The sequence below is a fragment of the Novipirellula artificiosorum genome, assembly GCF_007860135.1.
GTDB classification, from domain to species: domain Bacteria; phylum Planctomycetota; class Planctomycetia; order Pirellulales; family Pirellulaceae; genus Novipirellula_A; species Novipirellula_A artificiosorum.
Map to the genome: position 1 here is coordinate 721,966 of NZ_SJPV01000003.1, position 8,031 is coordinate 729,996.

The 8,031-nt window shown below is 54.1% G+C and carries 6 protein-coding genes; all 6 read left to right on the plus strand.

Translation table 11 applies throughout. The annotated features are described in order from the left end of the window. Nucleotides 1-14 precede the first annotated feature (14 nt). Nucleotides 15-563 carry a sigma-70 family RNA polymerase sigma factor gene (locus Poly41_RS12505; RefSeq protein ID WP_146526490.1) on the plus strand — a complete coding sequence of 183 codons (549 nt, stop codon included), beginning with the start codon at nucleotides 15-17 and terminating at the stop codon, nucleotides 561-563. Continuing rightward, on the plus strand, nucleotides 560-2,134 hold the full coding sequence (locus Poly41_RS12510) for a FecR domain-containing protein (RefSeq protein ID WP_197231266.1): 1,575 nt from the start codon (nucleotides 560-562) through the stop codon (nucleotides 2,132-2,134). The genes Poly41_RS12505 and Poly41_RS12510 overlap by 4 nt, the downstream gene beginning before the upstream one ends. Before the next feature lie 147 nt (nucleotides 2,135-2,281). Beyond that, nucleotides 2,282-3,556, plus strand: a complete 1,275-nt coding sequence (locus tag Poly41_RS12515; protein ID WP_146526492.1) for a glycosyltransferase WbsX family protein — start codon at nucleotides 2,282-2,284, stop codon at nucleotides 3,554-3,556. Between the two features lie 96 nt (nucleotides 3,557-3,652). After that, nucleotides 3,653-4,711 (plus strand): glycoside hydrolase family 99-like domain-containing protein, encoded by a 1,059-nt coding sequence (locus tag Poly41_RS12520; RefSeq protein ID WP_197231267.1) that lies wholly within the window; start codon nucleotides 3,653-3,655, stop codon nucleotides 4,709-4,711. A 337-nt stretch (nucleotides 4,712-5,048) separates the two neighbouring features. Further along, nucleotides 5,049-5,294 (plus strand): hypothetical protein, encoded by a 246-nt coding sequence (locus Poly41_RS12525; protein ID WP_146526494.1) that lies wholly within the window; start codon nucleotides 5,049-5,051, stop codon nucleotides 5,292-5,294. 112 nt (nucleotides 5,295-5,406) lie between these two features. After that, entirely contained in the window at nucleotides 5,407-7,392 is a 1,986-nt protein-coding gene (locus tag Poly41_RS12530; RefSeq protein WP_146526495.1) for a sulfatase, read from the plus strand. The last annotated feature ends 639 nt before the right edge of the window (nucleotides 7,393-8,031 follow it).

Consider the following 8,031-nt stretch of genomic DNA (forward strand, 5'->3'; position numbering starts at 1 on the left):
GTTGAGGACCAATAATGGCAACAGATTCCGACCGGCAAAACGAACGTCCTGATCCGCATGAGACCTTCCTGCGGCTTTGGACGCTGCACGAGCCGAGCCTGCGCGCGTTCGTGCGATCGTGCTGCCCGAAGGCGCAGGAAGTGGACGACGTGATGCAGGAGGTCAGCGTTGCCGCCCTGCGTAAGTTTTCGACGCTCGATGACCATTCCGCCTTCGGTGCGTGGGCCTGTCTGATCGCCCGCTATGAATTGCTTTCGGCGCGGCGGCGATTCGCACGGGATCGCCTGGTACTCGCCGAGGATATCGTTGGACTCTTGGCAGAAGAAGGCGCTGATGAATTGCTGTTGCGGCAGCAACAACTCAAAGCGCTGGATCACTGTATCGCGAAGCTACCGCGTGAGCGTCGCGAACTGGCGCTGGCGGCGTACGCGAAGGACACAACGATTCGTGAGTTGGCTGCGCGGTTGAAGCGAACCGAAGGCTCGCTCTACCAACTCCTTTCACGAATCCGCAAGGAGTTATATCGATGCATGGAAAGTACTCTCCCGGGAGCTCAATCATGAACGACGACAAGCTCAGCCTGCTGCACCGATACCTCGATGGTGCCATCACTCCCGAGGAGCTCGGTCAGCTAGAGAACTTGCTGCGCAGTAGCGCTGACGCGCGAGCCACGCTGCGTTCGCTGGCGACAATCGACGCGAAGTGGCAGCAAATCGTGGCCGATGACGCGATAGGCACGCCGACCAAACGCGAGTCTGTTTCGCGAATCACGAAGCGGCCGATTCCATTGTGGCTGACCTTGAGTGCCCTTGCCGCCTCGTTGATCTTTGGTGCATTCGGCTGGTTTCGCACACCTGAACAGCAAGCCGCGCAGGTCGAGCGTGGTATCGCCAGAGTCATTCGAGTCGAAGGACAAAGCAGCGTTGGAAAGGACGGCATCGTTGCAAGCGGGACCGAGCTGTACCCCGGCGACGAGTTGGTGATGCCAAAAGGTTTGATCGAGCTTGCGTTTCGCGAAACAGGCGTGCATGTGATCGCGACGGCGCCACTCAAGTTAATGCTCGACAGCGACCAACGTGTTTCACTGCTCGAAGGACAGGTCAAGCTCGTTGTTCCGCCGCAAGGCGTCGGGTTTGTGGTCGATACAGCTCAAAGAAAATTCGTCGACTTAGGGACCAGCTTTGTTGTCTCAGCGAGCGCGAGTGGCTCTGAGGTACTCGTGCTCGACGGGGAAATTTCGGTGAGCGCTCACCATGACACGCCAGCGGATTTAATGCATGAGGGCGACTTCGCCAGGTTCGATCAAAAGGGCGATCTTAAATCACAAGGACAACTAGAAGACGATTTGACCAGGGCGATTCCTGAGCTTTCTCTCCTTTCAACCAATCCCGGCGCTGGCTCATTGCAAGGAATGATCCTCGGGTATGACGGGTCGAATGAAATCGAAAATCACGTTCCTTGGAAAGACTTCATCGCCCGCGGTCTTTCGCCGCTGATCCAATCCGGCTTCCGAGACCGCGATTGCTTGGAGGCATTCAAGCAAGGTAAGCAACTGAGTTTTCGCGGTATCGCGGGAGCCTTTCACCAGTTTCCTGAACATGCGGGGCTGACCCCCTATGCTTTGGAAGGTGGCTGGGTGAAATGGTACCACGGTCGGGTTGTTCCACCTCGTTCAGGACGATATCGATTCTGGGGCTACGCCGACAATCACTTGCTCGTTGCGATCGATGGAAAGCCCGTCTTTGAAGGATCGCGGCGAAATTCTTCGTTCAAGGAACTTGGGATACCCCGCTCCAACAACCCCGCTTACCCCTGTCTGGTTGCGTCAGCCGGTTTCGCACGTAGCGACTGGATCGATCTGGAGCATGAGCCAGTGCAACTTGACGTCATGTTTGGAGAGATCTCAGGCAACGGCACGACCGGCCTGTTGCTTGTTGAGCGCGAAGGCGAGCAGTACGAAGAAACGTTCTGGGGCCAACCGAAATGGCCTATCTTCCTGACCGCAAAACCAAGCGTTGAAGAGTCGGCTGAGTTTGAGCGGTTGCTCAATCATTTGGAACCAAGGATCATGGGAGCATTTTCCGTATCCGAAGAAGCTATTTGGAAAGTGGCCGATGAAGCGACGCCGGAGTGATCCGAGAAATGCTGCATCCGAGTTCGCCACGGTTCGGCTTCGTCCTCTAAGCCGCCGATGTGGAAGCATGAGGTTCTCTCAGTCTGTCTATATTTCTGTACATTTTGTTGCAACTCTGACTTCTCAATCTGGACCACGACCATACCGATGAATTGCCTTCGTCCCTTCACCATTGCTGTGCTCGTATTAGGTCTGTTTGGCTCTCACGTCATAGCCCAGGACCGGTCATTAGAAAAAAACAAGTCCGATGAGAATCCGGTCCAAAAGTACGACGTGGCCGCCTACGTTTGGCCATCGTATCATCCCGATGATCGAGCCAGGATGTTTTGGCCGGACGGTATCGGCGAATGGGAAACGGTGATGAAGAGCAAGGCAAAATTCCCGGGGCATCAACACCCAAGGGTCCCGATCTGGGGATACACCAACGAGGCGGATCCTTATGTCATGGAAATGCAAATCGACGCGGCGGCCGACCATGGCGTGAACGTTTTCATCTTCGACTGGTACTGGTACGACCGGTTACCTTTCCTCGAGGGATGTCTTAACGAAGGTTACCTTAAGGCTCGCAACAACGATCGCGTCAAGTTTTATGTGATGTGGGCCAATCATGATGCGAAATTGATGTGGGATCGACGGAACGCGGATGACGTTTCGACGAAGAAGAATAAATCGATCGTCTGGAAAGGCGGCATTGATCGCGAAGAGTTTGAAATCGTGGTCAACCGCTGGATTGACCAGTACTTTCATCACCCTTCCTATTACAAGATCGACGGCAAGCCGGTCGTGATGATCTACGATCTTGCCAACCTAGTCGCGGGACTGGGCGGCATTGAAGAAACCGTCGATGCGATGAAGTGGTTTCGGTCGACGGCAAAGGACGCTGGCTTTCCTGATATCGAGTTGCAGGCGACGCTTCGCAAGGGAGGTGGGCATCAGTTGACGGGTGTCGATGGCGGAAAACTCGGAAACCAGGATCAATTGATCGAAGACTTCGGATTTGATTCGCTCACGCACTACCAGTTTGTTCACATGACCAATGTGGACCGCGAGTACAAAGAAATCATTCCGGACGTTGTTCGGATTTGGAACGAGGTGGATCGCACCAGCAACGCCAATTACCATCCGCACGTCTCGATAGGCTGGGACAATAGCCCGAGGAAGATCAATGAAATCGGTCCTGTGATCAAAGACAACACGCCGGCACGCTTCAAGCAAGCCCTCGAAAGGGCGAAGGAGTTTGTGGACCAGCATCCTGACCAGACCCCGCTGATCACAATCAATAGCTGGAACGAGTGGACCGAGACCAGTTATTTACAGCCCTGCCGAACATACGGCTACGGGTATCTAGAAGCGGTAAGGTCAGTATTCTTGGATTCGGAAATACACAATAAAAAGACGCGGAGCACGAACTCCGTTGACTGACCGGCGTGCAAGGGTTTCGTGATGGCACATCCGTTGGAAGGCGACCATGAGAATCGCTTGCAAATTGTTTCTAGTGACCAAACAGAGAGCATAATTATGACTACTCGGGTTCTTGCACTATTCATTCTGTCGTTGTGGAGCATGTTGGTTTCTGCGGATGAGAAACCGATCGTTGGAGCGATTCGCTGGGACGCTTGGACCGGTGGCAGTATTACCCAGCAGGTCGAGCGATCACTGAGCCCACTCAAGTATCAATCGCGTCTGCCTTGGTTTGCGAACATAGGCAAGGACGGCGTTGTTTCAATCGATGGCGGCGACCAGACGGTCATGGATCAGGAGATTGATTACGCGGCAGATGCAGGACTGGACTACTGGGCATTTTTGCTCTACCCAGAGTCCTCCACGATGAGCACCGCATTGGGGCAATATCTTGGGAGTTCAAGACGCAGCAAGCTTCGATTTTGCTTGATCCTGAAAAACACTTTAGACTTGCCCGAAGCCGCTTGGCTTCGCGAACGAAAGCGAGCTATCGCACTGTTGCAGGAGCCGGGGTACCAAACGGTGCTTGGCAATCGTCCCTTGGTTTATGTGTTCTCGTCCAAAGGACTGCCGAAAAGACGGCTTCAAGAGTTTATTGCGTTAGCCCGTGAGCGGGAGTTGAATCCTTACTACGTTTTCATGGGTTGGCATCCTGCCGCCGATGTAAAGAAAGCAATTCCCCTCGGATTTGACGCCGTCTCGAGTTACGCCAAATCCAACTCGTCTCCTGCTTTCGTCGATCTCGCGAACTCAGTCAAAACTCAACTCTGGGAAAACGCTGTGAATCACAAGGCACCGTACATTCCGTTGGTAACGACGGGATGGGACAAGAGAACTCGGCAGGACAATCCCGTTTCATGGGAAGTAGATGGCGATTACCACAAACAATCGGTATTCCCTTCGAAAGCGACACCCGACGAGATTGCATCGCATCTAGATGAGGCGTTGCAATTCGTGGACCAACATCGAGACATCTGCGAGGCGAACGCTGTCATCATCTACGCGTGGAATGAGTACGATGAAGGTGGATGGTTGGCCCCAACGCGGGATGCGAAAGGCTTTCCAGATAAATCACGTCTCGAGGCGATCCGACAAGTGCTTGGGGAACGCCGGTAGACCAGAACCGGATCGTAGCCGGTATGAAACCAGCCAATAATTCGATAGCGACTTTCCAATGACCTCTCGCATCGTCCACTACGCATTGGGTTACAATCTTGAACAAGAGTCACTTCAGGCGACTTGGCTCTGTACTATTTTGTTGGTTGAGTCCATGCATCGCCTTTCTTGTTTCGTGCGGTGTTGCGACTGCGGAAGACCTGTCTTCGAAGGATCAATGCGCAACTCTTCATTCAAGGAGCGCGGAGTTTCGCTCTCTAACAATCCTGCTTTTCCATGTTTGATTGCGTCGGCCGGTTTCGCCTGCGGTGAGTGGATTGAGCTGGAGCGGGGTCCAGTGCAAATTGACATCCTGTTTGGAGAGATCGGAAACGACAACACTTCCGGTCTGCTACTTGTTGAACGCGAAGGCGAGCAATACGAAGAAACATTCTGGGGCCAACCGAAATGGCCGATTTTTCTAACCGAAAGTCCAAGTGACGATGAGTCGGCCGAGTTCGAGCGATTGGTCAATTATTTGGAACGGAAGACCATGGGATCGTTTTCCATATCCGAAGAAGCTATCTGGAAAGTGGCCCAGTGAAGTGATCCCGAATTGATCCGGTCGCGTGTCCTTCTGCCGGTGGGAGGATCAAATTGCATAACCGACCGTTTTTCTATTCATTACATACAAGCCTGTTAAAGAGAGAAAACCTATGAGACTTCGTTACGCCTTGCTCCTCTTGCCCATTGTTGGCCTTGCTTGCCTGTCAGCCAGGGCAAATGCCGAACCGGGACGACCACCGAACATCATTCTCTTTCTGGTCGATGACATGGGCTGGACCGACGGGGGTGTCTTTGGCAGCGAATACTACGAGACGCCGAACATCGATGCTTTTGCCAAACAGGCGATGCGTTTCACCAACGCCTACGCGCATCCGCTCTGCTCTCCCAGTCGGGCCTCTATCATGACGGGGCAAGAAGAATCTCGTCACGGTATCCTTTCCGCCCACGGACACGTTGAGCCGGAGCCTTGGGGAAAACAGGTTTATCAGCCTGCCACAAGCCAAGATGAATACCTGCTCACCAAGAGCCGCACTTACCTGAATCCTGACGCGACGACACTGGCCGAGGCCTTCCTCGGCGCCGGCTACCGCACCGCTCACATGGGCAAATGGCACCTCGGACTGACTCAGGAGCATTGGCCGGGCCAGCACGGCTTTGAGTTCACATTTCACTCTGCACCTGATACTGGACCTCCTGCAAGTACCTATTTCTCACCGCACGGGATCCACCCTGACGGAAAGCCAAGTGGCGATCATTGTGTCGGTAATATTGTTGACGGGCCAGAGGGTGAACACATCGACGACCGGCTCGGCACGGAGGCCATCAAGTACATCACCGAACATCAAGACGAACCGTTTTATCTGAACCTTTGGATGTATGACTGCCACGGCCCCTGGGAAGCGAAACTGGATCTTATCCAGAAGTTCGCCAAAAAAGAGTCAAAGCCTGATGGTCATACGAACCCGGTCTACGGGGCCATGCTGAAGACCATGGATGACAACTTCGGACGAGTGATGACCGCACTTGACCAGCTCGGTATCGCCGACAACACCATTGTCGTTTTCTTCTCCGACAACGGAGGCAACGTGAAAAGCATGGGGGCGAGCGAACAAAAGCGAAAGATGGCCAATCCAAAGAGCAAAACTTACGGCTACACAAAGATCTACAACGATTTCGCGGGCCTTCAGCATCCGACGAAGAATCTCGGTTTGCGGGGCGGCAAATCGGATCTCTATGAAGGCGGCGAACGTGTTCCACTGATGGTACGGTGGCCCGAACACATTCCGGCTGGCAGCGTTAGCGATGCCGTCGTCAATAATATCGACCTCTATCCCACCCTGCTTGAACTGACCGGCCAACCTGAACCTGACAACCACATCATCGATGGGGAGTCCTTTGCGAAGGTTCTCACAGAGGGCGCCGGAGGGAACCAGCGAACGAGCGTGACCTATTTCCCGTATCACGGCGGGGGTATCTCGGTGCGCGTCGGCGATTGGAAACTCATCCGACGCTACACCCGTAGACCGGACCAGTACGAAGGTCTCGTCGAACTATTCAATCTCAAGGACGACCTCGGTGAATCCAGGAATCTCGCTGCCGAGATGCCGGAGAAAGTGGCCGAGCTTGGCAAGCTCATTGATGCACACTTTGAGAAGACCGGAGGACTTCCCCCGAAACCCAACCCAGACTTTCAACAAAGAACAACCGCGACTACGAATCCCAAGAGTCCAACTAGTGGGCTGGTCGCCAAGCAATGCCGGATCGATCCGATCGAGGGCGGCATCCGCGTGGTTCCCCAAGGAGGGCAACCGTTCCTAGGAACGGCTCAAGTGCAATTTGAGGGGCCGATCACGCTGCATCTGCAAGCTCGGGGCGTCGATGGCAAGAGCGGAACGGGACGCGTTCAGTGGCGAACCCAAGAACAGGCAGAGTTTCCTGCAACCGGCCAGACGGTCGGCTTCGACATCTCTGAATCGACAACCTGGCAGGACATCACCGTGCAGGTGCCAGTCGAAGGAAGAAGTGCCTTGCTCCGCCTGCATGTACCAGCCAGTGACGGTCTCGACATCCGCTCGATCAGCTGGAAGTCCCAGGACGAGAAAATGGTCCAGTGGGATTTCTCAACGGCTCAGTAGCAATGGCACTTTTCGAAACCTGCGTGAAGCGATGCCCAGTAAGACGGCAACACCTGTTCGCACGCAAAACTGCAGAGGGATCAAAGAAGGGAAATAGAATATGCTGAATTTTTCAACGCAACTGCACGAAACTCAGTCGTCCTTGGGTCTTCGAGTTGAGGGCGGCCCTGTAGGCGTGACCAGTATGAACGCATATCCAATGCGCAGCATGTGGTAGTGCCGTTGCGGGCAGGTCTTCAGATCTGCCCCCCAGCCCTCAACTGAGACTGAACAAGGAACGAGCCATGCCAAAAACGAATCGAAGAGATTTCTTAAACAACGTCGCGATCGTATCAGCTTGCACGTTAAGCGGCATGAGCTATGGAGGCCAAACCAAATCTGGCTCTCCCACGGAATTAGTGGGTGCAAGTCGTTGAGTTCTTGACCTTGGCTCGGGCTCAGCAGAATGGGGGCTCCCCTTTCCGCCTCGCCTTCGCTTCGGCCCCTGATCGCGGTGCGGGCCGAAGCGAAGGCGAGGCGGAAGGGGCTCGAACACACAATTTTTCAATAAAGGAAATGCATCTGGCGGACGAATCGGTTATTGGTATTGGTGCTTAAATCAAGATCAATCGCCAACCCATCAGCGCCAGATGCACCTTA

Bases quoted from the DNA above. Each gene is read 5' to 3' on its own strand.
- Poly41_RS12510 (WP_197231266.1), top strand. From the start codon at position 560: ATGAACGACGACAAGCTCAGCCTGCTGCACCGATACCTCGATGGTGCC.
- Poly41_RS12530 (WP_146526495.1), top strand. From the start codon at position 5,407: ATGAGACTTCGTTACGCCTTGCTCCTCTTGCCCATTGTTGGCCTTGCT.
- Poly41_RS12505 (WP_146526490.1), top strand. From the start codon at position 15: ATGGCAACAGATTCCGACCGGCAAAACGAACGTCCTGATCCGCATGAG.
- Poly41_RS12515 (WP_146526492.1), top strand. From the start codon at position 2,282: ATGAATTGCCTTCGTCCCTTCACCATTGCTGTGCTCGTATTAGGTCTG.
- Poly41_RS12520 (WP_197231267.1), top strand. From the start codon at position 3,653: ATGACTACTCGGGTTCTTGCACTATTCATTCTGTCGTTGTGGAGCATG.